Annotated in this window: 27 protein-coding genes; 16 read left to right on the top strand and 11 right to left on the bottom strand. The window is 62.3% G+C overall.

From position 1 onward, the window contains the following. Position 1: 1 nt before the first annotated feature. Positions 2-877: a DMT family transporter gene (locus C5J26_RS02600; protein ID WP_105400381.1), complete on the bottom strand. Its 876-nt coding sequence runs from the start codon at positions 875-877 to the stop codon at positions 2-4. Between the two features lie 345 nt (positions 878-1222). Here C5J26_RS02600 and C5J26_RS02595 point away from each other — a divergent pair, with 345 nt between their 5' ends. From C5J26_RS02595 to C5J26_RS02575, 5 genes are all read left to right on the top strand, one after another. Beyond that, on the top strand, positions 1223-2632 hold the full coding sequence (locus C5J26_RS02595; RefSeq protein WP_105400380.1) for a circularly permuted type 2 ATP-grasp protein: 1410 nt from the start codon (positions 1223-1225) through the stop codon (positions 2630-2632). A 12-nt stretch (positions 2633-2644) separates the two neighbouring features. Beyond that, positions 2645-3586, top strand: coding sequence for an alpha-E domain-containing protein (locus tag C5J26_RS02590; protein ID WP_105400379.1), 942 nt, complete (start codon positions 2645-2647; stop codon positions 3584-3586). A gap of 27 nt (positions 3587-3613) precedes the next feature. Then, on the top strand, positions 3614-4444 hold the full coding sequence (locus C5J26_RS02585; RefSeq protein WP_105400378.1) for a transglutaminase family protein: 831 nt from the start codon (positions 3614-3616) through the stop codon (positions 4442-4444). 254 nt (positions 4445-4698) lie between these two features. Continuing rightward, positions 4699-5664 carry a hypothetical protein gene (locus C5J26_RS02580; protein ID WP_105400377.1) on the top strand — a complete coding sequence of 322 codons (966 nt, stop codon included), beginning with the start codon at positions 4699-4701 and terminating at the stop codon, positions 5662-5664. A 116-nt stretch (positions 5665-5780) separates the two neighbouring features. Beyond that, positions 5781-6251, top strand: a complete 471-nt coding sequence (locus C5J26_RS02575) for a hypothetical protein (RefSeq protein WP_105400376.1) — start codon at positions 5781-5783, stop codon at positions 6249-6251. Here C5J26_RS02575 and C5J26_RS02570 read toward each other — a convergent pair. Further along, a complete protein-coding gene (locus tag C5J26_RS02570; RefSeq protein WP_105400375.1) occupies positions 6248-6472 on the bottom strand; it encodes a hypothetical protein in 225 nt (74 codons plus the stop codon). The genes C5J26_RS02575 and C5J26_RS02570 overlap by 4 nt on opposite strands. 47 nt (positions 6473-6519) lie before the next feature. After that, positions 6520-7746: an ROK family transcriptional regulator gene (locus tag C5J26_RS02565; RefSeq protein ID WP_105400374.1), complete on the bottom strand. Its 1227-nt coding sequence runs from the start codon at positions 7744-7746 to the stop codon at positions 6520-6522. A gap of 200 nt (positions 7747-7946) precedes the next feature. Between C5J26_RS02565 and xylF the strand changes: the two genes are divergently transcribed. The 6 genes from xylF to C5J26_RS02535 all read left to right on the top strand — a co-directional run bounded on the left by xylF (position 7947) and on the right by C5J26_RS02535 (position 12598). Further along, positions 7947-8987 (top strand): D-xylose ABC transporter substrate-binding protein, encoded by a 1041-nt coding sequence (gene xylF / locus C5J26_RS02560; protein WP_105400373.1) that lies wholly within the window; start codon positions 7947-7949, stop codon positions 8985-8987. 195 nt (positions 8988-9182) lie between these two features. After that, positions 9183-10508, top strand: a complete 1326-nt coding sequence (locus tag C5J26_RS02555) for a sugar ABC transporter permease (protein ID WP_105400372.1) — start codon at positions 9183-9185, stop codon at positions 10506-10508. A 14-nt stretch (positions 10509-10522) separates the two neighbouring features. Further along, on the top strand, positions 10523-11308 hold the full coding sequence (locus C5J26_RS02550) for an ATP-binding cassette domain-containing protein (RefSeq protein WP_046635213.1): 786 nt from the start codon (positions 10523-10525) through the stop codon (positions 11306-11308). 235 nt (positions 11309-11543) lie between these two features. Further along, positions 11544-11723: a hypothetical protein gene (locus tag C5J26_RS02545; RefSeq protein WP_105400371.1), complete on the top strand. Its 180-nt coding sequence runs from the start codon at positions 11544-11546 to the stop codon at positions 11721-11723. Positions 11724-11832: 109 nt separating this feature from the next. After that, complete coding sequence (locus tag C5J26_RS02540) at positions 11833-12222, top strand: group II truncated hemoglobin (protein WP_105400370.1); 390 nt, start codon at positions 11833-11835, stop codon at positions 12220-12222. 55 nt (positions 12223-12277) lie between these two features. Continuing rightward, positions 12278-12598, top strand: a complete 321-nt coding sequence (locus tag C5J26_RS02535) for a DUF423 domain-containing protein (RefSeq protein ID WP_245441098.1) — start codon at positions 12278-12280, stop codon at positions 12596-12598. 208 nt (positions 12599-12806) lie between these two features. On the opposite strand, the gene C5J26_RS02530 is transcribed toward C5J26_RS02535, so the two are convergent. Both C5J26_RS02530 and C5J26_RS02525 read right to left on the bottom strand, forming a co-directional pair. Continuing rightward, the gene (locus C5J26_RS02530) at positions 12807-13031 is read right to left on the bottom strand and encodes a hypothetical protein (protein WP_371681881.1); all 225 of its coding nucleotides are present in this window, start codon (positions 13029-13031) and stop codon (positions 12807-12809) included. Further along, positions 13009-13413, bottom strand: coding sequence for a DUF2325 domain-containing protein (locus tag C5J26_RS02525; protein WP_038593771.1), 405 nt, complete (start codon positions 13411-13413; stop codon positions 13009-13011). Before C5J26_RS02525 ends, C5J26_RS02530 begins: the two co-directional genes overlap by 23 nt. A gap of 224 nt (positions 13414-13637) precedes the next feature. Between C5J26_RS02525 and C5J26_RS02520 the strand changes: the two genes are divergently transcribed. Together C5J26_RS02520 and preA are read left to right on the top strand one after the other, a co-directional pair. After that, positions 13638-15011: an NAD(P)-dependent oxidoreductase gene (locus C5J26_RS02520; RefSeq protein ID WP_105400368.1), complete on the top strand. Its 1374-nt coding sequence runs from the start codon at positions 13638-13640 to the stop codon at positions 15009-15011. A gap of 12 nt (positions 15012-15023) precedes the next feature. Further along, positions 15024-16337: an NAD-dependent dihydropyrimidine dehydrogenase subunit PreA gene (preA, locus tag C5J26_RS02515; protein WP_105400367.1), complete on the top strand. Its 1314-nt coding sequence runs from the start codon at positions 15024-15026 to the stop codon at positions 16335-16337. A 19-nt stretch (positions 16338-16356) separates the two neighbouring features. Here the strand turns inward: preA and C5J26_RS02510 are convergent, their stop codons facing one another. From C5J26_RS02510 to C5J26_RS02495, 4 genes are all read right to left on the bottom strand, one after another. After that, entirely contained in the window at positions 16357-16839 is a 483-nt protein-coding gene (locus C5J26_RS02510; RefSeq protein WP_105400366.1) for a hypothetical protein, read from the bottom strand. A gap of 139 nt (positions 16840-16978) precedes the next feature. Continuing rightward, a complete protein-coding gene (locus C5J26_RS02505; protein WP_105400365.1) occupies positions 16979-17203 on the bottom strand; it encodes a hypothetical protein in 225 nt (74 codons plus the stop codon). Positions 17204-17289: 86 nt separating this feature from the next. Continuing rightward, complete coding sequence (locus tag C5J26_RS02500) at positions 17290-17511, bottom strand: DUF680 domain-containing protein (RefSeq protein WP_105400364.1); 222 nt, start codon at positions 17509-17511, stop codon at positions 17290-17292. A 224-nt stretch (positions 17512-17735) separates the two neighbouring features. After that, a complete protein-coding gene (locus C5J26_RS02495; RefSeq protein WP_105400910.1) occupies positions 17736-18635 on the bottom strand; it encodes a LysR substrate-binding domain-containing protein in 900 nt (299 codons plus the stop codon). A 113-nt stretch (positions 18636-18748) separates the two neighbouring features. Between C5J26_RS02495 and C5J26_RS02490 the strand changes: the two genes are divergently transcribed. Further along, positions 18749-19789 carry a YeiH family protein gene (locus C5J26_RS02490; RefSeq protein ID WP_206051146.1) on the top strand — a complete coding sequence of 347 codons (1041 nt, stop codon included), beginning with the start codon at positions 18749-18751 and terminating at the stop codon, positions 19787-19789. Between the two features lie 68 nt (positions 19790-19857). On the opposite strand, the gene C5J26_RS02485 is transcribed toward C5J26_RS02490, so the two are convergent. Further along, positions 19858-20055 carry a DUF2735 domain-containing protein gene (locus tag C5J26_RS02485; RefSeq protein WP_105400363.1) on the bottom strand — a complete coding sequence of 66 codons (198 nt, stop codon included), beginning with the start codon at positions 20053-20055 and terminating at the stop codon, positions 19858-19860. 447 nt (positions 20056-20502) lie between these two features. Here C5J26_RS02485 and C5J26_RS02480 point away from each other — a divergent pair, with 447 nt between their 5' ends. Beyond that, positions 20503-21540, top strand: coding sequence for a glutamine synthetase beta-grasp domain-containing protein (locus C5J26_RS02480; RefSeq protein WP_038544528.1), 1038 nt, complete (start codon positions 20503-20505; stop codon positions 21538-21540). 80 nt (positions 21541-21620) lie between these two features. On the opposite strand, the gene C5J26_RS02475 is transcribed toward C5J26_RS02480, so the two are convergent. Continuing rightward, positions 21621-22265, bottom strand: a complete 645-nt coding sequence (locus C5J26_RS02475; RefSeq protein WP_105400362.1) for a TetR family transcriptional regulator C-terminal domain-containing protein — start codon at positions 22263-22265, stop codon at positions 21621-21623. A 251-nt stretch (positions 22266-22516) separates the two neighbouring features. Between C5J26_RS02475 and C5J26_RS02470 the strand changes: the two genes are divergently transcribed. Next, on the top strand, positions 22517-23770 hold the full coding sequence (locus tag C5J26_RS02470) for a Zn-dependent hydrolase (RefSeq protein WP_105400361.1): 1254 nt from the start codon (positions 22517-22519) through the stop codon (positions 23768-23770).

Raw genomic sequence — 23770 nt, 5'->3', positions numbered from 1 at the left:
CTCAGGCCTTCCGGTTCACCATGTAGACGCCCGCCACTACGATCACCGTGCCGACGATCATCGGCAGGGTCAGCGGTTCTCCGAAAAGGATCGCCGCCTCGATCGCCACCACCGGCGGCATCAGGTAGATGAGCGAGGCGGCGCGGGACACCTGGCCGCGGCGTATGAGGTAGAGCAGCAGGCCGACGGCGCCCATCGACAGGCCGAGGACCGACCAGGCCATGGCGAAGATCGCCTCATGCGTCCAGTCGAAGCGCAGGTTTTCAAGGCTGAGCGCCAGCGGGATAGTGACGATCAGCGCGCCGACGAATTGCAGCGTGGCGATCGAGAACAGGTCGCCCTCCTGCAGGTGCCGCTTCTGATAGAGCGTCCCGTAGGTAACCGAGGTCATGGCGACCAAATTGATCAGCACGGGAACCGCAAGTCCGGCCAGTCCGCGCTCGAAGAGGTCGAGAAGCTGCGGCGAGATCGCGATCAGGATGCCGGCAAACCCGAGCGCCAGCCCGACCTTCTGCAAGGACTTGAGGCGCTCGCCGAGGAAAAGCGGCGCGACCATGGCGGTCAGCAGCGGCTGCAGCCCGGCGATGATGCCGGAAAGGCCGGCCGGCACACCCTGTCCGATCGCATACCAGACGCCGGCGAGATAGAGCCCGTGCAGGAAAACGCCCGAGAACATTGCATGGCCGAGCTGGGCCCGGCTCTTCGGCCACTTGGCCCGGGTGATCAGGCAGACCGCGAAAAACGCCGCGGCGGCGAGCGCGTGCCGTCCGGCCAGGAACGTCAGGGGATCGGCGTGCACCGCCGCATATTTCGCGACGATCCAGCCCGTGGACCAGAGGAGGACGAAGAGGGCCGGAGCCAGGCGGTCGAGCATGATGGGGATGTCCGGCGGAGATTTCGGCAGCGGCCGCTTTCATGGAAACCGCCTGCTTATTCCCACCCCGTTTCATCGTCAAAGCAGAAAAACTGATGATTGCGATGAGCAGCGCTTGAACAATGCTTGGACACCACTTGGGGCAGATGATGTTTTTCAAGGCAGGAGGCTTATTCACCTCCTCCTAAAATAGGATGCTTGCCGAGCGCTAGAATCAGCGCATTTACTGACGGGTGGGGCCCGGAGCCTGTATTTTTTGACGCGCAGAATTCTTTTCCGCGAATTGCGCACAGTTCTTGCATTGCCTGCACCGTTGTACTCTTATGGCCAAAAAAGGGGAATGCGCCTTTGGCATTTGATGAAATGTTGACTGCGGAAAACCTTCCGCGACCGCCATACAAGACCTACCACGAATGGTATGCCAGTCAGGACGCTGCGCACCTGATCCGCAAAACCCAAGACGCGGAAAACATATTCAGAAAGACAGGCATCACATTCGCGGTCTATGGACACGCAGACAGTTCCGAAAAGCTCATCCCCTTCGACATCATTCCCCGCATCATCTCGGCTCGTGAATGGCGCAAGCTTGCGCAGGGCATCGAGCAGCGAGTTCTGGCGCTCAACGCCTTCCTCGACGACATCTACCACAAGCAGGAGATCATCAAGGCCGGCCGCATTCCCCGCGCGCTGATCGAGAGGAACGTCACCTTCCTTCCCGAAATGATCGGCTTCAAGCCGCCCGGCGGCGTCTACACCCATATCGTCGGCACCGACATCGTGCGCACCGGCGAGGACCAGTTCTACGTGCTGGAAGACAATGCCCGCACGCCGTCCGGAGTTTCCTACATGCTGGAAAACCGGGAAACCATGATGCAGATGTTCCCCGAACTGTTTGCGCTGAACAAGGTGCAGCGGGTCGAGGACTATCCGCGGCTGCTGCGCCAGTCGCTCGCCTCGCTGGCCCCTCCGGGCTGCAAGGGGCGGCCACGCGTCGCGGTGCTGACGCCCGGCATCTTCAACTCGGCCTATTACGAACACTCGTTCCTCGCCGACCAGATGGGCGTCGAGCTCGTCGAGGGCGGTGACCTGCGCGTCATCGACGGCCGCGTCAAGATGCGCACCACCCGCGGCTACGAGGCGATCGATGTGCTCTACCGCCGCGTCGACGACGACTACCTCGATCCGATGACCTTTCGCGCGGATTCGGCGCTCGGCATTCCAGGCATCATGGACGTCTACCGGGCCGGCAACATCACCATCGCCAACGCGCCCGGCACCGGCATCTGCGACGACAAGGCGATCTATTCCTACATGCCGGAGATCGTCGAGTTCTACACGGGCCGCAAGGCGCTGCTCGAAAACGTGCCGACCTGGCGCTGTTCCGAACCCGACAGCCTCAAATACGTGCTGGAGCACATCGAGGAACTCGTCATCAAGGAAGTGCACGGTTCGGGCGGCTATGGCATGCTGGTAGGCCCGACGGCCAGCAAGAAGGAGCGCACCGACTTCGCCGAGAAGCTGGCGGCCAGGCCTGACAACTACATCGCCCAGCCGACGCTGGCGCTGTCCACCGTGCCGATCTTCGTCAACAAGGGGATTGCCCCCCGTCACGTCGACCTGCGCCCCTATGTGCTGGTTTCCGACAAGGTGAAGATCATCCCCGGCGGCTTGACCCGCGTGGCCCTGAAACAGGGTTCGCTGGTGGTCAATTCCAGCCAGGGCGGCGGCACCAAGGACACCTGGGTACTGGAAGATTGAGGTCGTAGATACATGCTCGGAAGAACTGCAAACGGCCTTTACTGGATGTTCCGCTACATCGAGCGGGCGGAGAATATCGCTCGCCTCGTCGATGCCGGCCTGCGCGTATCGCTGACCCGCGCCGGCTCCTCCGACGAGGACTGGCACGGCGTGCTCGAAAGCGCCGGCGTGCGCGAAGCCTATTCGGAAGTGCACGCCGAACTGACGGCGGCGGACGCCATCGACTACCTGCTGCGCGACACCTCGAACCCGTCGAGCGTCATGTCCTGCATCGAATTCGGGCGCAACAACGCCCGCATGGTGCGCACCGCTCTGACCCGCGAAACCTGGGAGGCGACCAACGAATGCTGGATCGACCTGAAGGCCCGGCTTTCCCGCAAGCTGAAGCAGACCGACCTCCCGGAACTGATCGACGTCATCAAGCACCGCTGCGGCCTGATCCGCGGCGCCTTCCACGGCTCGATGCTGAGAAACGACCTCTACAACTTCTCGCGCATCGGCACCTTCATCGAGCGCGCAGACAACACCAGCCGCATTCTCGACGTGAAATATTACGTGCTGCTGCCGGCGATCAGCCAGGTCGGATCGAAGCTCGACAACTACCAATGGGAATCGATTCTGCGCTCGGTCTCGGCCCACCGTTCCTACGGCTGGGTCTATGACGGCGAATATCAATCCGCCAACATCGCCGACTTCCTCATCCTGAAAGTCCAGATGCCGCGCTCGTTGGCTTACTGTTACGAGAAGATCACCAGCAATCTCGATTATCTGGCACAGACCTATGATGAGCGACTGAAGGCGCACGAGACGGCGGCGGCGATCCGCTCGACGCTGAAGCGCGGCTCGATCTCCGACATCATGGACCAGGGCCTGCACGAATTCCTGGAGGATTTCGTCAGCCGCAATAACCAGCTCAGCGCCGAAATCTCCGAAGGCTACCGCTTTTATCAGTAGGCCCAACAGGCACAGGATTTACCGCACATGCGGCTGAAGATCTCCCATACGACCGAATATCTCTACGACGAGCCGGTGCCCTATTCGCTGCAGCGGCTCAGGCTGACGCCGACCGACGGTCCCGGCCAGAAGGTCATCAACTGGTCGATCACCGTCGATGGCGCCAAGATCGAGGCGGGTTATGCCGACCAGTTCGGCAACCGTGTCGAGCTGGTCTCCACCGAGGGCACCGAACACATGATCCGCATCGTCGCCTCCGGCGAGGTGGAGACCCTCGACCGCGCCGGCGTGTTCGGCCCGCATCAGGGTTTCTGCCCGCTCTGGCTGTTCCTGCGCGAGACGGCGCTGACCAAGCCGGGCAAGCTCATCCGCGAACTCGCCAAAAGCCTGAAGGGCGACAGCGAGCTTGCAAAAATGCACGCGCTGATGGAAACGATCCATGAGACCGTTGCCTATGTGCCGGGTGCGACCGGCACCGAGACGACCGCCGAACAGGCGCTCGAGGCAAAGACCGGCGTCTGCCAGGACCATACCCATATCTTCATCACGGCCGCCCGCCTGCTGGATATCCCGGCGCGCTACATTTCCGGCTACCTGCTGATGGAAGGCGAGACCGAACAGGCCGCCACCCATGCCTGGGCGGAAGTGCATCTGCCGGGCCTCGGCTGGGTCGGCTTCGACACGTCGAACAAGATCTGCCCGAACGACAGTTATGTGCGGGTCGCCTCCGGCCTCTGCTATCGCGACTGCGCCCCCGTCTCCGGCATGCGCCTCGGCCCGGCCGGCGAAAACCTCAAGGTCTCGCTGACGGTGGCGCAGGCCCAAAGCCAGCAGGGCCAGACGCAATCCCAGGGGTGACGGACGCGCAACAACCGGGGACGCCATAGCAGGCGTTCTCGGCCGACCGTAAATCACCGGCTCACACCGTTGTGCGGCGCAATGGTTTCTTAACCACGCACCGTGTTCCCGATTTCACAAACAGTTCAAGGGTTGAAGATTCCGGAGGCGGCAATCTATGCTGCATTGCGGCACGGACTATTGCTGCCTACGATGCGCGGGGCTGCGGGTTACCGAAACGCATGGCAAATGCCATGCCCGAATGAGGATACCAGATGCTTGAGACGTCCAAAACCAAGCCGCAGGATCTCGAATCGATCGCGCGCCATGGCGGAACTTTCCGGCGAATGGCCGCACGCCTGCCCACCTATTTCACCGACCTGCGGGAAAACCCGGCTTGGCTTCCGATGTTCCTTTTGGCCCGGACAATTCCGTTCAGGCGGGCGCATTGGCTGACCGCCAAGCCCATCTCGAAGTCTGCGCAGCGGCAAACATCGATGTTCGGCGATATCGAAGCCGATATGGTCGCCGACGAACTCCGACGGAACGGGATCTTTACCGGCCTCGTCCTGCCCGATGGGATTCGGCAGGAGATCGCCCGTTTTGCATCCGAAACCCCTTGTTTCGGCAATTTCGAGCGGAAACTCGAATTCCGTGCCGGCGAACACGCGGAAGCCGAGCGCCGATTCGGACGGGCGATCTTGAGCGGTCATCATTTCGAAAGGATCGCCGATTGCGAGGCGGCGGTCGCAGTGCAGCAGGATCCTCTTCTTCTGGATATCGCAAGGCACTATCTCGGTGGCGAAGCCAAGCTGATCACCACCCGGACGTGGTGGAGCTTTCCCACTCAATCCGCCTCGGAGGCCGATCTCAGCCGTGCCTCTTTCAAGTTTCATTTCGATCTCGACGACTGGCGGATGCTGAAGTTCTTCTTCTACCTGTCGAATGTCGATGAGGACGCTGGCCCGCACGTCTATATGCGCGGCAGCCACAACAAGCGGCGGCTCAAGCACCAGCTGACCCTGCTCGTTGGTCATCCGGCAGAAGAAGTGCTCGAATTCTACGGAGAGGAAAGCGCCCTCACCCAGACGGGCAAGGCCGGCTACGGGTTCGTCGAAGACCCCTTCGGCTTCCATATGGGGACGGTCGCCAAACATCACCCGAGGCTCATGATGGAAGTCGGCTTCGGCGTCTCGAAACCCTCAAAGCGCAGATATCACGGCGAACCCGTCGTACGCTGATGAGCCTTACGGCTCGATGAGCCCCCGAGGGGCTCATCCGATAGCCGCCAATATGCCCGCACAAGCTCGACACCACCTTCGCATGTTCTGGTCCCGCCCCATAAAAGAGGTGGCGCATGCTGTTTGGGCAATCGGTCTTCCAGTCGGTTCTGACGCGACTGAAGCAAGAGCATAGTGAAGACGAGGCCGAAGAGGCAGGCACGGGTTTCCGCATCAAGGGGCTCGGCATGGGTTTCGTCGCGCCGCAGGATGACGGCCCGGTGGTGACGGCCACCGGGACCGAGGCCTATTTCGCTTTCCTTCCGGACGTTACCGAGATCGCAATCGAATCGCTGCTGACGCAAGAGGAGCCGCCGGCACCGGTCATCCCCGCCCACCTGTTGCGGCTGACGACCGAGGAGGTCGCCGCGGAGCTTGACATCACGGCCGCCGACACGGAGGCGACGCTCGGCGAAAAACGCCGACATTTCGCCAAGGCCAACCATCCCGACGGGGTCGCACCGGAATTCCGGGAGAACGCCAATACCCGCATGAAGACTGCCAACCTGCTGATCGACACCGCGATCAAAGGCCTGTTCTGGCGCTAGTTTAGATCCTGGTCCTGCGGCTCGTCGGCCGGCTTCTCCGCCGGCGGCTTTTTCCTTTCGATGAACAGCTTGTAGGCGGCATAGGCACCCATGGCGCCGACGATGATCGCCCAGAAGGGTTCTCCGGCAACCAGTTCGAATATCGCCCACGCGGCGCAGACCGCGGGGATCAGCACCCGGCGCCAGAGCGGCTCGTAGAAGGGATGGTTCGGATCGATCATAGTCTTAACTCCCGGCCAGTCGTTCGCTGCCAGTCACTCGCCATGGGTCATTCCCCGGCGGCCTGCATGCTCTGGCGTGAACCGATGATATCCTGGTCGACGATCGAAAATGCAAGGTTGAGATGTCCCTCGAACACTAGGGAAGGTTCGTCCGGCACGACGGTCAGGCCCGGCATGCCGCCGAGCCGCACCACATGCGTCTGCGCCAGCCCCTCCTCTATGCCCGCCTGCAGCAGGTCTTGGTAGCGGGTGCCGGGACCGGTGATGAAAACCGGCATGTGGCCATGCAGGCTGAGCAGCCGTGAGAGGCCATAGCCCAACGCGGCGCCCGCATTGCGAAAGGCGAGCTGTGCCATGCGGTTGCCCTGTCGGGCTCGGGTGGCGATCTTGTCGATTTCGGCGACCGGCACGAATTTCGCGGGGATCGTATCCACCGGCACCTCGAAGGCGGCGCGCAGGATGGCGTAGAAACCGGCATAGGCCTCGACGCAGCCGCGCGCACCGCAGCGACAAAGCCCACCGTTCGGCATATGCAGCATGTGCCCGAAATTGGGCGCCGAGATTTCAGGAACCCCGCCGGCGACCCGGCGTGCGATCCCGAGCCCGATGCTGTGGCCGAGCGAAAGCGCCGCGAGAACAGGCTCGCCGCCGCCCTGCGTCTTCACCTGGCGTTCGAGCAGCGCGCCCGCCACCAGCAGCGTCTCGTTGTTGAGGATGACCTTGGCGTGCCAGCCGTCTTTCAACGCCGCGGCAAAATCCACCGGCTGGGAACCGAAGACCGGCGACCAGACGAGCACCGGTTCGCTCGGATGCGCCAGCCCCTTGCTGCTGACCGATACGAGCAGCACGCTGCCGCGGTCGATGCGGGAGCGTTCGACCGCCCGTTCCAGGCCCGCCGAGATGGCTGCCAGGAAGGCTGCGGTGCCGCCCTCGCCGCGGGATTCGCTGAACCGGTCGAGCAGCGTGCCGGCATAATCGACCAGCGAATACTGGATCAGGTCCGACGAGATGATGACGGTGATGAGATAACCGCAATTGCGCCGCTGGCTGAACAGCACCCGGGGTCGTCCCCGGCCGACGGTCGCCTGCTGCTCGCTCTTTTCGATGATGCGGGCGCGCTCCAGATCGGCGGTGATCGAGGAGATCGTGGCCGACGCCAGCCCGGTCGCATCCGAGATTTCCGTATGCGCGAGCCGGCCGTGGCGACGCAGCGCGGACAGCACGAGCGCGCTGTTCTGCTGCCGGACCAGTTCCGTGCTCGATTTCGCCAGCATTCCGCCTGCAGCCTCCCTCACTCCAACTGTCGATACGGCAGTGCCTTCCCCTTCACAAGTGCCGATTGACAGCCCTCGGAATCTCTGACATCTAATTTCTCGACTGTCGAGAAAAAAGCTGAATGCTTTCTCCGGCAGATTATCTGGCGGGGGGAGAGCACGGAGGCTAGCGCCCATCCGCCGTCACTCGGGAGGACATTATGAGATCATTCGTAAAGCTGATGGCCGGCGCGGCCATCCTCGTTTCCATGCATTCCGCTACCATGGCGGCCAATCTCGTCGTCGGCGTTTCCTGGTCGAACTTCCAGGAAGAGCGTTGGAAGACCGACGAAGCAGCCATCAAGAAGGCACTTACGGCTGCCGGTGCCAAGTATATTTCCGCTGATGCCCAGTCGTCCGCCGCAAAGCAGCTCACCGACGTCGAGTCGCTGATTTCCCAGGGCGCCAACGCCCTGATCGTTCTGGCGCAGGATTCGAGCGCCATCGGCCCGGCCGTCGAAAAGGCAGCAGCCGAAGGCATTCCGGTCGTCGGTTACGACCGCCTGATCGAAAACCCGGCCGCGTTCTACATCACCTTCGACAACAAGGAAGTGGGCCGCCTGCAGGCGCAGGGCGTCTTCAAGGCAAAGCCTGAAGGCAACTACGTCTTCATCAAGGGTTCTTCTTCCGATCCGAACGCGGACTTCCTGTTCGCCGGCCAGATGGAAGTGCTGAAGGCTGCAGTCGACGGCGGCAAGATCAAGAATGTCGGCGAAGCCTATACCGACGGCTGGAAGCCCGAAAACGCCCAGAAGAACATGGAACAGTTCCTGACCAAGAACAACAACAAGGTCGACGCGGTCGTGGCATCCAACGACGGCACTGCCGGCGGTGCGATCGCGGCACTCGACGCTCAGGGGTTGGCAGGTTCGGTTCCGGTCTCCGGCCAGGACGCCGACAAGGCGGCCCTGAACCGCGTGGCGCTCGGCACTCAGACGGTTTCCGTCTGGAAGGACAGCCGAGAACTCGGCAAGAACGCCGCTGAAATCGCTCTGGCGCTTGCCGGTGGCAAGAAGCTGACCGAGATCAAGGGCGTCCAGACCTTCGAAGGCGGTCCGAAGAAGGTGAAGATGCAGTCGGTCTTCCTGAAGCCGCAGGCAATCACCAAGGACAACCTGAACGTTGTCATCGAAGCGGGCTGGATCAGCAAGGCTGAAGCCTGCCAGGGCGTCAAGGCCGGCGCAGTGGCTGCCTGCAAGTAACGCATGGCTTTGCGCAGACGATAAACTCACCGACGCCGCAGCACTTCTGCCGCGGCGTCGGTTTTCGGCGTAAGATGGCGCGGCCGCATAAAAGGTACCCCCGGCGGGTTACCCGGCGGCTGAACGTCGCGCAGGCGCGGTCCGGCACGAGATCTTCGAGCCGCAGCGTCTCGCTAAAGTGGGGAACGGCGAATCATGGCCGAGACAATACAGTCCACAACGAATTCCAAGACATCGGGAGCGGCAGGACAGGCGGAAGGCAATATCGTTGCCCGCTTCTTCCGCGCGACCGAGATCGACACGCGCATGCTCGGCATGATCGGCGCGCTGCTGATCATCTGGGTCGGGTTCCATATTCTGACGGGCGGCCTCTTCCTGACGCCGCGCAACCTCTGGAACCTCTCGGTGCAGACCGCCTCGGTCGCCGTCATGGCAACCGGCATGGTGCTCGTCATCGTCACCCGCAACATCGACCTTTCGGTGGGCTCGATCCTCGGTTTCACCGGCATGATCATGGGCGTGCTGCAGGCCCGGCTCCTGCCGGAACTGTTCGGCTTCAACCACCCGGCCATCTGGATCATCACGCTAGCCGGCGGCATCGCCATCGGAGCGCTGATCGGTACGCTGCAGGGCTCCATCATCGCCTTTCTCGGCGTGCCCTCGTTCATCGTGACGCTCGGCGGCCTGCTCATCTGGCGCGGCGCCACATGGTTCGTGACGAGCGGCCAGACGGTTGCGCCGATGGACGTCAACTTCCGCCTGATGGGCGGCGGCACGGAAGGCTCGATCGGCGCCACCTGGAGCTGGATCGTCGGCATCCTCGCCTGTCTCGCCATCATCGCGGCGATCATCAACGCCCGCCGACAGCGCAAGCGATTCTCCTTCCCGCGCCGCCCGGTCTGGGCCGAATACGTGCTGGTCGCGCTCGGCTGCATCGTCGTGCTCGGCGCGGTTTATATCGCTAACGACTATCCCTGGCCGGCCGCCATCGCCCGCCGCTACGCGGACGCAAACAATATTCCCTGGCCGGACGGCGGCCTGTTCATCTCGCAGGGGATTGCCATCCCGGTGCTGATTGCAATCGCGGTCGGCATCGTCATGACCTTCATCGCCACCCGCTTGCGCTTCGGCCGCTATGTCTTCGCCATCGGCGGCAACCCGGAAGCGGCAGAACTTGCGGGCATCAAGACCCGGTGGGTGACGGTCAAGATCTTCGCGCTGATGGGCATGCTCTGCGCCATCGCCGCGGCGATCTCCACCGCCCGCCTCAACGCCGCCACCAATGCGCAAGGGGAGCTCGACGAACTCTACACGATCGCCGCAGCCGTGATCGGCGGCACGTCGCTTGCCGGCGGCATGGGGTCGATCGCCGGCGCCATGCTCGGCGCGCTCGTCATGCAGTCGCTTCAGTCCGGCATGGTGCTGCTCGGCATCGACTCGCCGTTCCAGCGCATCGTCGTCGGCATGGTGCTCGTCACCGCCGTCTGGCTCGACACCGTCTATCGCTCTCGCGCCAAATAACAGGAGTTTTCATCGTGACGGAACAAACCACTCCGCTCGTGGAAATGAAGAACATTTCCATCTCCTTCGGCGGGATCCACGCTGTCGAGAATGCCTCGGTCGATCTTTTCCCCGGCGAGGTCGTGGCACTGCTCGGCCATAACGGTGCCGGAAAATCGACGCTGATCAAGATCCTGTCGGGCGCCTACAAGCGCGACAACGGCGACATCATGATCAACGGCGAGACCGCCGATATCCGCAACCCGCGCGACGCCAAGAAATACGGCATCGAGACGATCTACCAGACGCTTGCCGTTGCCGACAATGTCGATGCCGCCGCCAACCTCTATCTCGGCCGCGAGCTGCAGACAAAATGGGGCACGCTCGACGACGTCGCCATGGAGGCCAGCGCCCGCGAGGTGATGGGGCGTTTGAACCCCAACTTCAAGCGCTTCAAGGAACCGGTGAAGGCACTGTCCGGCGGGCAGCGGCAATCGGTGGCGATTGCCCGGGCGATCCTGTTCGACGCCCGCATCCTGATCATGGACGAGCCGACGGCAGCGCTTGGACCGCAAGAGACGGCGCAGGTGGGCGACCTCATCAAGCAGCTGAAGCGCGAAGGCATCGGCATCTTCCTGATCAGCCACGACATCCACGATGTCTTCGACCTCGCCGACCGGGTCTTCGTGATGAAGAACGGCAAGGTGGTCGGCCATGCCCGCACCGAGGACGTCACCAAGGACGAGGTGCTCGGCATGATCATCCTCGGCAAGGTGCCACCCGGCGCCACGCCCGGCCCCGGCGCCATGAAGGTGGTGTGACTGCCAGACAGAATTGCGCCGACCCTTTGAAGCCCGCCGCTGATAAAGGGTAGCGCAGAGGCGGAACCGGGCACTCTCCCGGTTCCGCATTATCGCTTGAAAGCGGATCGCGCCGTGCTGCGACATCGGCTGGCCATTGGCAGCTGCGGCATCCTCCGGAGATCGCCCGGATCTCGGAACTCCTCTCCTCCCTCGACGTTGGCTTTTCAGAAACCGAAACGTCGGAGGACCGGACATGGCTGAAGATCGGACTGCACAGGAAACCGTCGAGCACACGGAAAAGCGGATGAAAACGGCCCAGCAACCGCCGGCAGGGCCGCACGGCAAGGAGCATCTGACCGACAGGGACAAAACGCCCGGTGCCGGTTCGCTGCCCGAGCCCAATGCGAAAGAGGTGGATGCGGGATCTGATTGACCGGCGCATCGTCCTCCAGTTCCTCATCTGCGACGCCGTAGCGCTTGCCCGTGCGGGCATGGATCGGTAACACCGCTTGAGACAATCAGAACGAGCGAGCCGAGCGGGCATGGCGGACGAAACCATCACACTTTACGAGGCGATCGGCGGCGACGCGACGGTGCGGGCGCTGGTGAAACGCTTTTACGACCTGATGGACACGCTGCCGGAAGCGGCCCATTGCCGCGCCGTTCATCCCCCGAGCCTCGAAGGCAGCGAGGCGAAACTCTACGATTATCTGACCGGCTATCTCGGCGGCCCTCCGGTCTATGTGGAAAAGCACGGACATCCTAGGCTGCGCTCGCGCCATTTCGGCGCGGCGATCGGACCTCTCGAACGCGATGAATGGATGCTCTGCTTCCGCCGCGCCATGGACGAGACGATCGAAAATCCGAAACTGCGCGAGATCATCTGGCCGCCCATCGAGCGGCTGGCTCTCCATATGCAGAACAAGGAATAGGCCGTTGCAAAGACTCGACAATATCAGGCCGTTGATTCTGTTTGTGAGCGGCCTGATGGGCGCGGCCGGCGTGGTGCTGGCGGCGGCGGCAAGCCACGGCGGCGATACGGCTTTCCTCGGCTCCGCCTCGACCATGTGCCTGGCGCATGCGCCGGTCCTGCTCGGGCTCTATCTCGGCCACCGGCATTTTCGCACGGCAACGCTTGGCGCGCTGGTGCTCGGTCTCGGCACGATCATCTTCGCGGGTGACCTGGTCTCCCGGCACTATCTCGGCGACCGGCTGTTTCCGATGGCCGCGCCAGTGGGCGGAACAGGGATGATGCTGGGCTGGCTGATCGTGGCAGCTGGGGCACTTTTTAGGGTAAGGGACGTTTAAGGCTTCTCGGTCTCTTCTGCACAGAGGCAAGAAAAGAGGTGGAACGCCACCGCGCACTCCCTCTTCTCCCTAGCGGGGAGAAGTGCCGAGCGTATGCGAGGCGATGAGGGGGCCATGCGTTCGGCGCCTAACATGGCTGCGCGCCCCTCATCCGACCCTTCGGGCCACCTTCTCCCCGTTGGGGAGAAGAGGGTGGGTCCAATTGAGCCTACCGCTTAAACGCCAGCACCCGAGCGCTTTCGGCGGGAGAAACTTCCGTCTCCGACCCCCGAACCATCTTCGGCAGCACCACCACATTGGTCATGTCCGCGGCCGCTTCCGCTCGCCTTGTCAGCAGCGCGTAAAGTTCCGGCACCAGCCCGTCGCCGTTCTGTTCGGCGAGCTTGTGCAGGCCGATGAAAAGGCTGGTGTCACGACGTTCTTCGTTCATCATTGCGTTCCTTCATGGTCTGAAGCGCCCGCTCCAGACTGGATTTTGAGCCGTTGCGAAGCGGCACGAAGGCAACACCGAACTTCTTGCAGCCGGTCTTCACCCTCAGACACGCATCGTGGCTGATACAGTCGATGGGGCAGAAGACGCAGTCGACCGAGGGCAGCACGGTATCGATGCGGGAAACCGCCTCGCGCAAACCGCCGTCATGGTGGATAAGTTCTGCACCGAAATTGCTGGCGATCTCCCTCAGGTGCGCCACCTGACAGTCACGGCCGCCGACATAGAGAAAGCTACGGACGTCGGTGACAGCCGGCCCCCGCGTTTCGGCGCCTTTCGGTGCCGCGCCGGAATTGCCGTTCTTGTGCTTCTGCTTTTTGGCCATATGCCCCTCGCCGCCGATTCTGCTGAACCGCAGTTCCTCGATGGCCGGCACCATATTAAAGTTGATTTTCAGAGTAAAGATTAAAGTGGACTCTTTTTATCATGATATATCGGGCGCCCTGATACGGCCCGCCATTTCCAAAAATTTACCGTTTGATAAATTTTTATGCTGTGGTACCTTTTGCCCAATAGTTGTCCATGAATCCATAAAAGAGGGAACTTAGGATGGAACGACTGGGAAACGGTCCGAAGGCCGGAATCGAGGCTGGACGCCTCGCCGCTGCCGACTATGAGGCGAATTTCGCCGATCTCCACCCGCGTCTCGACAGGCACGAGGCGCTGGTTGAATCCGATCGCTGTTATTTCTGCTACGACGCGCCGTGCATGACGGCCTGTCCCACCTCCATCGATATCCCGCTGTTCATAAGACAGATACAGACGGGCAATCCGATCGGTTCGGCAAAGACCATCTTCGACCAGAATATTCTGGGCGGCATGTGCGCCCGCGTCTGTCCCACCGAAACGCTGTGCGAACAGGCCTGCGTGCGCAACACTGCCGAGGACAAGCCGGTCGAGATCGGTAAATTGCAGCGTTATTCCACCGACATCGCCATGGAACAGGGCCGGCAGTTCTATAGCCGCAAGGCACCGACCGGAAAGACGGTCGCCGTGGTCGGCGCCGGTCCCGCCGGCCTTGCGGCCGCACATCGCCTGGCCATGCACGGCCATTCGGTGGTGATCCTCGAAGCCCGCGAAAAGGCCGGCGGCCTCAACGAATACGGCATCGCCACCTATAAGGCCGTCGACGACTTCGCCGCCCGCGAAGTGGATTATGTCACCGCGATCGGCGGCATCGAGATCAGGAACGGCCAGGCGCTCGGCCGGGAATTCTCGCTTTCCGACCTGACGGCGCAATATGACGCCGTTTTCCTCGGTATGGGCCTTGCCGGCGTCAATGGCCTCGGCATCGAAGGTGAGGCGCTCACGGGCGCCGAGGATGCGGTGGATTTCATCGCCGCCCTTCGCCAGGCGAAGGACAAGAGCGTGCTGCCGATCGGCCGGCGCGTCGTTGTCCTCGGCGGCGGCATGACCGCCATCGACGCCGCCATCCAGTCAAAGCTGCTCGGCGCCGAAGAGGTGACGATCTGCTATCGGCGCGGCAAGGACAACATGAACGCCTCGCCCTACGAGCAGGATCTGGCGACCGCCAACGGCATCATCATCCGTCACTGGCTGGCGCCGAAATCGATCATCGGCAAGGACGGCAAGGTTGCCGGCATCGAGGTGGAATATACCGCGATGCGCGACGGCAAGCTGATCGGCACCGGCGAGACCGGCGTCATCGCCGCCGACCAGATCTTCAAGGCGATCGGCCAGACCTTCTCCGCCTCGGGCCTCGGCGCGCTGCAGTTCGAAAAGGGCAAGATATCAGTCGATCCCGAGGGCCGCACCTCGCTCGAGGGCGTCTGGGCCGGCGGCGACTGCATCGGCACCGGCGAGGACCTGACCGTCTCCGCCGTTGCGCAGGGGCGTGACGCCGCGGAAAGCATCGCAAAAGCCCTGGCTGCCGCAGCGCAGCCGGCAACCGCAGTGGCTTGAGGGAGAACGACAATGGCTGATATCCGCAACAATTTCGTCGGCATCAAATCCCCCAACCCGTTCTGGCTGGCGTCGGCGCCGCCGACCGACAAGGCCTACAATGTTGAGCGCGCCTTCAAGGCGGGCTGGGGCGGCGTGGTCTGGAAGACGCTCGGCGAGGAAGGCCCGCCGGTCGTCAACGTCAACGGCCCGCGCTACGGCGCCATCTGGGGCGCCGATCGCCGCCTGCTCGGCCTGAACAATATCGAACTGATCACCGACCGCGACCTCTACACCAACCTTCGCGAAATGAAGGAAGTGAAGAAGAACTGGCCGGACCGGGCGATCGTCGCCTCGATCATGGTCCCCTGTGAAGAACAGGCCTGGAAGGCGATCCTGCCGCTGGTGGAAGAGACCGAAGTCGACGGCATCGAGCTCAACTTCGGCTGTCCGCACGGCATGTCCGAGCGCGGCATGGGCTCAGCGGTCGGCCAGGTGCCGGAATATATCGAGATGGTGGTGCGCTGGTGCAAGCAATACACCCGCATGCCGGTCATCACCAAGCTGACGCCCAACATCAGCGATATCCGCCACCCCGCCCGTGCCGCCAAACGCGGCGGCACGGATGCCGTCTCGCTGATCAACACGATCTCGTCGATCATCTCCGTTGATCTCGACACTTTCTCGCCCAACCCGTCGGTCGGCGGCAAGGGCAGCCATGGCGGTTATTGCGGCCCGGCGGTCAAGCCGATCGCGCTCAACATGGTCGCCGAAATCGCCCGCGATCCGGAGACCTACGGCCTGCCGATCTCCGGCATCGGCGGCATCACCACCTGGCGCGACGCGGCCGAGTTCCTGGCGCTCGGCGCCGGCAACGTGCAGGTCTGCACTGCGGCGATGACCTACGGCTTCAAGATCGTTGAGGAGATGATCACCGGTCTTTCCGACTGGATGGACGAGAAGGGTCACCGCTCGCTCGACGACGTCATCTGTCGCGCAGTGCCCAACGTCACCGACTGGCAATATCTGAACCTCAACTACATCGCCAAGGCGCATATCGACCAGGACGCCTGCATCAAGTGCGGCCGCTGCCACATCGCCTGCGAGGACACGTCCCACCAGGCGATTACCAGCATGGTCGACGGCGTTCGCCATTTCGAGGTGATGGAAGAGGAATGCGTCGGCTGCAATCTCTGCGTCAACGTCTGTCCCGTCGAGAACTGCATCACCATGGAAGCCCTGCCCGCCGGCGACCTCGACAAGCGCACCGGCAAGGTGGTCGATCCGACCTATGCCAACTGGACCCAGCATCCCAACAACCCGATGGCAAGGCAAGCCGCCGAGTAAGCCATATCCTATGCCCCGGTCAGCTCGGCCGGGGCATTTTCATTCTGGCGCTCCTGATCAGCGATGCCATCCGGTCACGGGCGAGCGCGGCCCTGTCGAGCTTGAGGTGTTCGCTGAATTCCACGGAGCCGTGTTCCGGCGTCTTCAGGAGACAACGGTAGTGCATGCCGCCCTCCCCGTCGCTTTCCGCCTCGACCGTCGGCGACGGCAGGCGGTCGGGATCGATACGCTCCTCGTCATGGGTCCAGAGCCAACGGCGGGTGACGATCCAGCTGCCATCGCTTTCCTGCCGGACCGAGACGATCGGCCGGGCAAGGGATCCGGACGCCAGCCAACCGCCCAGTCCCCAGAAGAAGGCGAGGATGAGCGCCCTGAACGGCTCTTGCGCTACGCCGCTGTTGCGGAAAAACACCCAGGTCATCAATCCGAGAATGGCGAACCAGGCGACGATGAAAAGCCAGCCATATAGCGGCCGCAGGTTCCTAAAAAGCAGTCTCTCCATGGCTTCTGCCTCCCAAGACTTCTTTCGATGCGGCGATTGTACCACGACCCGGGGCGTATGCGAATTGCCTGGAGACGGGTGTACGAACGCAAAGAGGCCCGGCGGTTGCCGGGCCTTCTTCGTCTGTGTGTAATGCAGGTTAGCTCGGGCGGTTTGCGCCTTCAAAATAGTCACCGCGGCCGATCGGAGCCGGGATCTGGTTGGCGTTCTGCTGGTCCTTAGCGATGCTGCCGGTCTGAACGTGGTCGACGGTGGCGGAAGCCTTGGAGGCGCCTTCGTAATAGTCGCCTTCAGCAAGAGCGACGGAAGCGAACGAGGCCGAAGCGATAAGGGCTGCAGCGATAGCGGAAGTGATCTTGGTCATGGTGGTAGTCCCTTCAGAGTTACCCGCGGCTTTCAGTTTGCGACCTGGCCTGCGGAGATTGTTTCGGTATCTTGAATGAGCTGCAGTTAGTTCGGGCGGTTGGCGCCGTCGAAATAGTCGCCGGTGTTGACGTCGGCCTGGAGCGTCTCGTTCTGGCCGATGCTGCCGGTGCTGATGCGGTCAACGGTGGCCGAAGCGGCAGGAGCGTTCTGGACACCCTGGTAATAGTCGCCTTCGGCAAGAGCGGCAGAGCCGAACGAAGCCGAAGCGATGAGGGCTGCGGCGATGGCGGAGGAAATTCTGTTCATTGTCTTGTTCCTTGATGTGGTGGAGCCGAGTTTCCTCGAAGCCCCTCTCCGTGTTTGATCTTGTCTTTCGAAGCTCGTTGCCGCGCTTCTGATGGTCAAGATGGTGCAAGTCGGCCGCCGGGAATAGACAGCAAGTTGCAGACGTATTGTTCGCAAATACTGAACGACTTAAATTTTATCGTTCACACAAGGCGCGCACTTACGTGGGGGATATGGCCAAGGGATCAGCGGGAGCTGTCTTCAGCCGGCTCGTTCAGTAGGTCGAGCATGGCGCGCAGCGCCCGGGTGACGTGCCGCTCGCCATGAAAGATCGCCGAGAACTGACGGAGTGGCATCGGGAAATCGGCAATATGAAGCCGGCCGGAGAAGGAGTGGGACGATGCTGCCCGGCTTGAAAGCACCGTGGCGCTCAACCCCGCCTCCACCGCCGCCATCGCCGCTTCGTTCGACGGCATTTCCAGGACGACAGACAGCGATTGCGGCTCAATGCCGAGATTGAAGAGCTGCGCCTCGAAGGCCGAGCGTGTGCCGGATCCCTGTTCGCGCATGATCCAGTTGGTTTCGAGAAGATCGCTTGAGCGGATCTTGCGGCCGTCCGCCCAGGGGTGGCGGCTGCCCACGACCAGCACCAGCCGGTCCTCCGCCACCTTGCGGCGTTTGAGCCCCGCCAGAAACACCTCGCCTTCGACGACCGCGAGTTCCGCCGCCCCGGTCAGCACCGCCTCAGCCGCGCTCTGGGTATTGCCGACGGTGAGCCGCAGGTCGACGCGCGGAAACCGCTCGTGATAACTGACCAGCCGGGCCGGCAGCCAGTAGCTTGCCACCGTCTGGCTGGCATGGATCCGCAGGATGCCCGAGGCCGACCCGCCGAGATCGGCAAGCACGTGCTCGGCAGTCTGCGCCCGTTCCAAAACGGCGCGCGCCTCCGGCACGAAGAGTTTTCCCGCTTCGGTGAGCTCGATCCGCCGCCCGACCCGGTTGAACAGGATCACGGCATGCCGCGCCTCCAGCGCCGAGATCGCCGCACTCACCGCCGACTGGGTGAGGTTCAGCGCCTCCGCCGCACGAGTCACATGTTCGCGCGCGGCGACTTCCAGAAAAATTCGAAGCTGATCGAGGGTCATCGTCCAAAACCATTCGCTTTTATCGAACGATATCAGAAAACTTATCAATTGGATTTGTGTTTCTACAAAAGAGAGAATGATTTTCGACGAATAGAGACTGTCGTGGAAAAATCATGAAGCCGATCCAGCCAACTGCGGAACAGCGCGCCCACCTCTCCTCGCCCTATTGGCTGGCTTTCGCCCAGCTTCTTCCCGGACTTCTCCTGACCGCCGCAATCGCGACGGTCGCCCTCACCGTCCGCAACCTGACCGGATGGATGGCGCTGAGCCCGCTCATCCTGTCGATCGTTTTCGGCATGCTGATCCGCAATCTGGCCCCTGTCCCGGTGGCCGTCGAGCCCGGCATCGGCTTTTCGCTGAAGCGCATCCTACGCTTCGGCATCGTGTTGCTCGGCTTGCAGGTGACGGCCGGCCAGATCCTCTCGCTCGGCGGCGCCGGCCTTGCCATGGTGGCCCTGACACTGGTGACCACCTTCGTGGCGATCCGCTTGGTCGGTCGGGCCATGGGTGTCGACCGGTCGCTGACCGACCTGATCGCCGCCGGCACCTCGGTCTGCGGCGCCTCGGCGGTCATCGCCGCCAATACCGTGGTGCGCGGCAAGCAGGAGCATGTCGCCTACGCAGTCGCCTGCGTGACATTGTTTGGTTCGCTGTCGATGCTTGCCTATCCGCTGCTCGCCACCCCGCTCGGGCTCGACGCACGCGGTTACGGATTGTGGAGCGGCTCCACCATCCATGAAGTTGCACAGGTGGTGGCCGCCGCCTTCCAGGGCGGCGATGTCGCCGGACAGTTCGGCACCATCTCCAAGCTCGCCCGCGTCGTCATGCTGGCACCGCTGATCATGACGCTCGCGCTTGCCATGCGCTCCGGCGCGGAAGGCCCCTCGAAGGCCTCGGCGCCGATGCCGTGGTTCGTCCTCGGGTTTATCGGGATGATGCTGGTCAACAGCGCGGTCGCCATTCCGGCAGAGGTGAGCCAGGCGCTCGTGACCGCGACCAGCTTCCTCCTGTCCATGGCGCTTGCGGCCATGGGACTGCAGACCGATATCCGCAAGCTGAAGGCGGAAGGCTGGCGGCCGCTCGCGCTCGGCGCGTTCGGCTGGCTGTTCATCGCGGTTTTCGGCTACGCGATGCTGAAGCTGTTCGCGTTCTGAGGAAAATCAGATCGATGGAATGAGGGGCCGCGTCATCTAATGGGCGCGGCCTTTTCGTCATCTAGGGGTCAGCAGGGCTTCGGCTGGTCGTTCTTCGGGTCGGAATCCCGCACCGCTTCGTCGTGATACCAGCAATTGGTATCGACAACACTCAAGGCAACGTCATGGATTCCGGTCGGCACGGTCCGGCCATCCTCCAGCCGCCGCCTTGGGCGGACCGGAAACTGGTAGATCGTTGCCGATTCACGATGGATGTGAATTGCCATCCTATCGTCTCCTAACTTCAAAAGTGCATCCAAACACGCACAGAGCACAAATCTGCACATTTTTTGTGCTTATTGCATGATTTTATATCATTTTTCCGACTCGCGCTAGGCGCTAATTTAGCGGCAGCGCGGTCCCGGCGATCTATTTTGCTCGCAGGAACCTCCGGCGGGGAAACGTGTGCCAACCGAACCCGGTTCCGAGCAATCTGGATAGAACCTTTAAAACTCGGAGATTTCATGAGACCGTGCTGATCTACCGGACCTTTAGTCCCTCTCAGCGCTCCGCCTGCGGCCCTTCGTTCACACTTTTTTAATCCAAAACCGTCGCCCCGATGCAAACTGGCACGGGAAATGCGTTCTTCTGGTTACCCCGGAGGCGCGGTATCGTTGCGATGCCGCTTCCTCAGGATGGCTCAACCATGAACGTCACGGCCTGAGAGATAAAATATGACCAAGTATAAGCTCGAGTACATCTGGCTCGACGGGTACACCCCGGTACCGAACCTGCGTGGCAAGACGCAGATCAAGGAATTCGACACCTTTCCGACGCTCGAACAGCTGCCGCTGTGGGGCTTCGACGGTTCGTCGACCATGCAGGCCGAAGGCCGCTCGTCCGATTGCGTGCTGAAGCCGGTTGCGCTTTATCCGGATCCGGCCCGCACCAACGGCGCGCTGGTCATGTGTGAAGTCATGATGCCGGATGGCGTCACGCCGCATGCGACCAACGCCCGCGCGACCATCCTCGACGACGAGGACGCCTGGTTCGGTTTCGAGCAGGAATACTTCTTCTACCAGAACGGCCGCCCGCTCGGCTTCCCGGAACAGGGTTACCCGGCTCCGCAGGGCCCGTATTACACCGGCGTCGGTTACTCGAACGTCGGTGACGTCGCCCGCGAAATCGTCGAAGAGCATCTCGACCTCTGCCTGGAAGCCGGCATCAACCACGAAGGCATCAACGCCGAAGTGGCCAAGGGCCAGTGGGAATTCCAGGTTTTCGGCAAGGGCTCCAAGAAGGCCGCCGACCAGATCTGGATGGCACGCTACCTGCTGCAGCGCCTGACTGAAAAGTACGGCATCGACATCGAATACCACTGCAAGCCGCTCGGCGACACCGACTGGAACGGCTCAGGCATGCACTGCAACTTCTCCACCAAATACATGCGCGAAGTTGGCGGCAAGGACTATTTCGAAGCGCTGATGGCTGCTTTCGACAAGAACCTGATGGACCACATCGCCGTCTACGGCCCGGACAACGACAAGCGTCTGACCGGCAAGCACGAAACGGCTCCGTGGAACAAGTTCTCCTACGGCGTTGCCGACCGCGGTGCCTCGATCCGCGTGCCGCATTCGTTCGTCAAGAACGACTACAAGGGCTATCTGGAAGACCGCCGTCCGAACTCCCAGGGCGACCCCTACCAGATCGCTTCCCAGGTTCTGAAGACGATCGCCGAAGTCCCCACCAACCGGGCTTCCGCCGCAGCCTGATACCAGGCCCGGCAATCGGTAGATGAGAAGACGCCGGCCTCAGCGCCGGCGTTTTTCGTTTTCGGACTTACGAAGGAATTTCAGGCGTTGCGCGCCCGCAGCCCGTCTATGAAGAGCTGCTCCAGAAACCGCGCCGCATCCTCGAAACGCCCCTCGCCCGCATAGTCCTGGCCGAGCACGGCGCGCACCTGCACGTCGAAGTCGGCATAATGCTGGGTCGTCGACCAGATCGAGAAGATCAGGTGGTAGGGATCGCATTTGGCGATCTTACCGGACCGCGCCCAGGCGCGGATCACCTCCGCCTTTTCATCGACCAGCGCCTTCAGCGGGCCTTTCAGCTCATCCTCGATATGCGGCGCGCCCTGCAACACCTCGTTGGCGAAAAGCCGGCTTTCGCGGGGGAAATCGCGGGCCATTTCGAGCTTGCGGCGGATATAGGAGCGGATCTCGGATTCAGGGTTGCCCTCCGCATCGAACGCCCGCAACGGCTCCAGCCAGGTGAACAGGACCCGGTCGATCAGGTGACGGTGGATCGCCTCCTTGGTACGGAAATAATAGAGCAGATTGGGTTTCGACATGCCCGCCGCATCGGCGATCTGGTCGATCGTTGCGCCGCGGAAACCGTTCTGGGAAAACACGTCGAGCGCCGCTTCGAGGATGCGCTCCTCCTTCTCCTCCTGAATGCGGGTGCGTCTCTGCGTCTTCGCCGCCCTTGGGATGGCCATGCCTGTCCTTGCCCTCTTCCGCGTCCACCCGGCGCTTTGGAAATTCCTCTGGATTTTTCGTGATTTTCGTCTTGAGTGGAGCCGAGGAAATTGTAATGTTTTACCAAGCGGTCAAATTATCGGCGACAAGCAGAATAAACGCAATGCCGATCTTCGCATGCCTCTTTTTCAAAGCAGGCGCGCGGAGGACCATGGGAACGAAAAGCATGCCGCCCGCACGGGTGGCCGTGAAAACAGGCGAGGACTGAAAAATGGTGGCAGCACCCGGCGAGAACTTGCGCATCAACGGCGATCGTCTGTGGGACATGCTCATGGACATGGCGAAGATCGGCCCCGGCATAGCCGGCGGCAACAATCGCCAGACGCTGACGGATGCGGACGGCGAAGGCCGCCACCTCTTCAAGACATGGTGCGAGGCCGAAGGAATGACGGTCGGCGTCGACAAGATGGGCACGATGTTCGCCACCCGCTCCGGCACCGATCCGGATGCGCTGCCGGTCTATGTCGGCAGCCATCTCGACACCCAGCCGACCGGCGGCAAATATGACGGCGTTCTCGGCGTGCTCGGCGCGTTGGAAGTGGTCCGCACCATGAACGACCTCGGGATCAGGACGAAACATCCGATCGTCGTCACCAACTGGGCGAACGAGGAAGGCGCGCGTTTCGCACCTGCCATGCTGGCATCGGGCGTGTTCGCTGGCATTCACTCGATCGACTACGCCTACGGCCGCAAGGATCCGGACGGCAAGACCTATGGCGACGAACTGAAGCGCATCGGCTGGCTCGGCGACGAGGAGGTCGGCGCCCGAAAGATGCATGCCTATTTCGAATACCATATCGAACAGGGGCCGATCCTCGAGGCGGAGAACAAGCAGATCGGTGTCGTCACCCACTGCCAGGGACTGTGGTGGCTGGAATTCACGCTGACCGGCCGCGAAGCACATACGGGCTCGACGCCGATGAACCTGCGCGTCAATGCCGGCCTTGCCTTCGGCCGCATCCTCGAAATGGTGCAGGCGGTGGCGATGTCCGAACAGCCGGGCGCCGTCGGCGGCGTCGGCCAGGTGTTCTTCTCGCCCAACTCCCGCAACGTGCTGCCGGGCAAGGTGGTGTTCACCGTCGACATCCGCACGCCCTCCCAGGAAAAGCTGGACCGGATGCGAGCGACGATCGAGAAACAGGCGGCCGAGATCTGCGAGCCGCTGGGCGTTGGCTGTTCTGTCGAGGCGGTCGGGCATTTCGACCCGGTGACCTTCGACCCGGTCCTGGTCGGCCGGGTCCGCGAAGCGGCCGAAAAGCTCGGCTACAGCCATATGAACATCATCTCCGGCGCCGGCCACGACGCCTGCTGGGCCGCCAAGGTGGCGCCCGCGACGATGATCATGTGCCCCTGCGTCGGCGGACTTTCGCACAACGAGGCGGAGGAGATCTCCAGGGAATGGGCGGCAGCCGGCGCGGATGTGCTGTTCCATGCCGTGCTGGAGACCGCGGAGATTGTGGAGTGA

Source organism: Neorhizobium sp. T7_12, from assembly GCF_002968535.1.
In the GTDB taxonomy this organism is placed as follows: domain Bacteria; phylum Pseudomonadota; class Alphaproteobacteria; order Rhizobiales; family Rhizobiaceae; genus Neorhizobium; species Neorhizobium tomejilense.
The sequence above is the reverse complement of the archived record's forward strand: the minus strand, read 5'-3'. Positions and strand labels throughout refer to the sequence as shown.

What these genes read in the sequence shown, in the direction of transcription:
- C5J26_RS02590 (WP_105400379.1), top strand. Translation starts at nt 2,645, where the DNA reads ATGCTCGGAAGAACTGCAAACGGCCTTTACTGGATGTTCCGCTACATC.
- C5J26_RS02585 (WP_105400378.1), top strand. Translation starts at nt 3,614, where the DNA reads ATGCGGCTGAAGATCTCCCATACGACCGAATATCTCTACGACGAGCCG.
- C5J26_RS02580 (WP_105400377.1), top strand. Translation starts at nt 4,699, where the DNA reads ATGCTTGAGACGTCCAAAACCAAGCCGCAGGATCTCGAATCGATCGCG.
- C5J26_RS02575 (WP_105400376.1), top strand. Translation starts at nt 5,781, where the DNA reads ATGCTGTTTGGGCAATCGGTCTTCCAGTCGGTTCTGACGCGACTGAAG.
- C5J26_RS02570 (WP_105400375.1), bottom strand. Translation starts at nt 6,472, where the DNA reads ATGATCGATCCGAACCATCCCTTCTACGAGCCGCTCTGGCGCCGGGTG.
- C5J26_RS02565 (WP_105400374.1), bottom strand. Translation starts at nt 7,746, where the DNA reads ATGCTGGCGAAATCGAGCACGGAACTGGTCCGGCAGCAGAACAGCGCG.
- xylF (WP_105400373.1), top strand. Translation starts at nt 7,947, where the DNA reads ATGAGATCATTCGTAAAGCTGATGGCCGGCGCGGCCATCCTCGTTTCC.
- C5J26_RS02555 (WP_105400372.1), top strand. Translation starts at nt 9,183, where the DNA reads ATGGCCGAGACAATACAGTCCACAACGAATTCCAAGACATCGGGAGCG.
- C5J26_RS02545 (WP_105400371.1), top strand. Translation starts at nt 11,544, where the DNA reads ATGGCTGAAGATCGGACTGCACAGGAAACCGTCGAGCACACGGAAAAG.
- C5J26_RS02540 (WP_105400370.1), top strand. Translation starts at nt 11,833, where the DNA reads ATGGCGGACGAAACCATCACACTTTACGAGGCGATCGGCGGCGACGCG.
- C5J26_RS02535 (WP_245441098.1), top strand. Translation starts at nt 12,278, where the DNA reads ATGGGCGCGGCCGGCGTGGTGCTGGCGGCGGCGGCAAGCCACGGCGGC.
- C5J26_RS02530 (WP_371681881.1), bottom strand. Translation starts at nt 13,031, where the DNA reads ATGATGAACGAAGAACGTCGTGACACCAGCCTTTTCATCGGCCTGCAC.
- C5J26_RS02525 (WP_038593771.1), bottom strand. Translation starts at nt 13,413, where the DNA reads ATGGCCAAAAAGCAGAAGCACAAGAACGGCAATTCCGGCGCGGCACCG.
- C5J26_RS02520 (WP_105400368.1), top strand. Translation starts at nt 13,638, where the DNA reads ATGGAACGACTGGGAAACGGTCCGAAGGCCGGAATCGAGGCTGGACGC.
- preA (WP_105400367.1), top strand. Translation starts at nt 15,024, where the DNA reads ATGGCTGATATCCGCAACAATTTCGTCGGCATCAAATCCCCCAACCCG.
- C5J26_RS02510 (WP_105400366.1), bottom strand. Translation starts at nt 16,839, where the DNA reads ATGGAGAGACTGCTTTTTAGGAACCTGCGGCCGCTATATGGCTGGCTT.
- C5J26_RS02505 (WP_105400365.1), bottom strand. Translation starts at nt 17,203, where the DNA reads ATGACCAAGATCACTTCCGCTATCGCTGCAGCCCTTATCGCTTCGGCC.
- C5J26_RS02500 (WP_105400364.1), bottom strand. Translation starts at nt 17,511, where the DNA reads ATGAACAGAATTTCCTCCGCCATCGCCGCAGCCCTCATCGCTTCGGCT.
- C5J26_RS02495 (WP_105400910.1), bottom strand. Translation starts at nt 18,635, where the DNA reads ATGACCCTCGATCAGCTTCGAATTTTTCTGGAAGTCGCCGCGCGCGAA.
- C5J26_RS02490 (WP_206051146.1), top strand. Translation starts at nt 18,749, where the DNA reads ATGAAGCCGATCCAGCCAACTGCGGAACAGCGCGCCCACCTCTCCTCG.
- C5J26_RS02485 (WP_105400363.1), bottom strand. Translation starts at nt 20,055, where the DNA reads ATGGCAATTCACATCCATCGTGAATCGGCAACGATCTACCAGTTTCCG.
- C5J26_RS02480 (WP_038544528.1), top strand. Translation starts at nt 20,503, where the DNA reads ATGACCAAGTATAAGCTCGAGTACATCTGGCTCGACGGGTACACCCCG.
- C5J26_RS02475 (WP_105400362.1), bottom strand. Translation starts at nt 22,265, where the DNA reads ATGGCCATCCCAAGGGCGGCGAAGACGCAGAGACGCACCCGCATTCAG.
- C5J26_RS02470 (WP_105400361.1), top strand. Translation starts at nt 22,517, where the DNA reads ATGGTGGCAGCACCCGGCGAGAACTTGCGCATCAACGGCGATCGTCTG.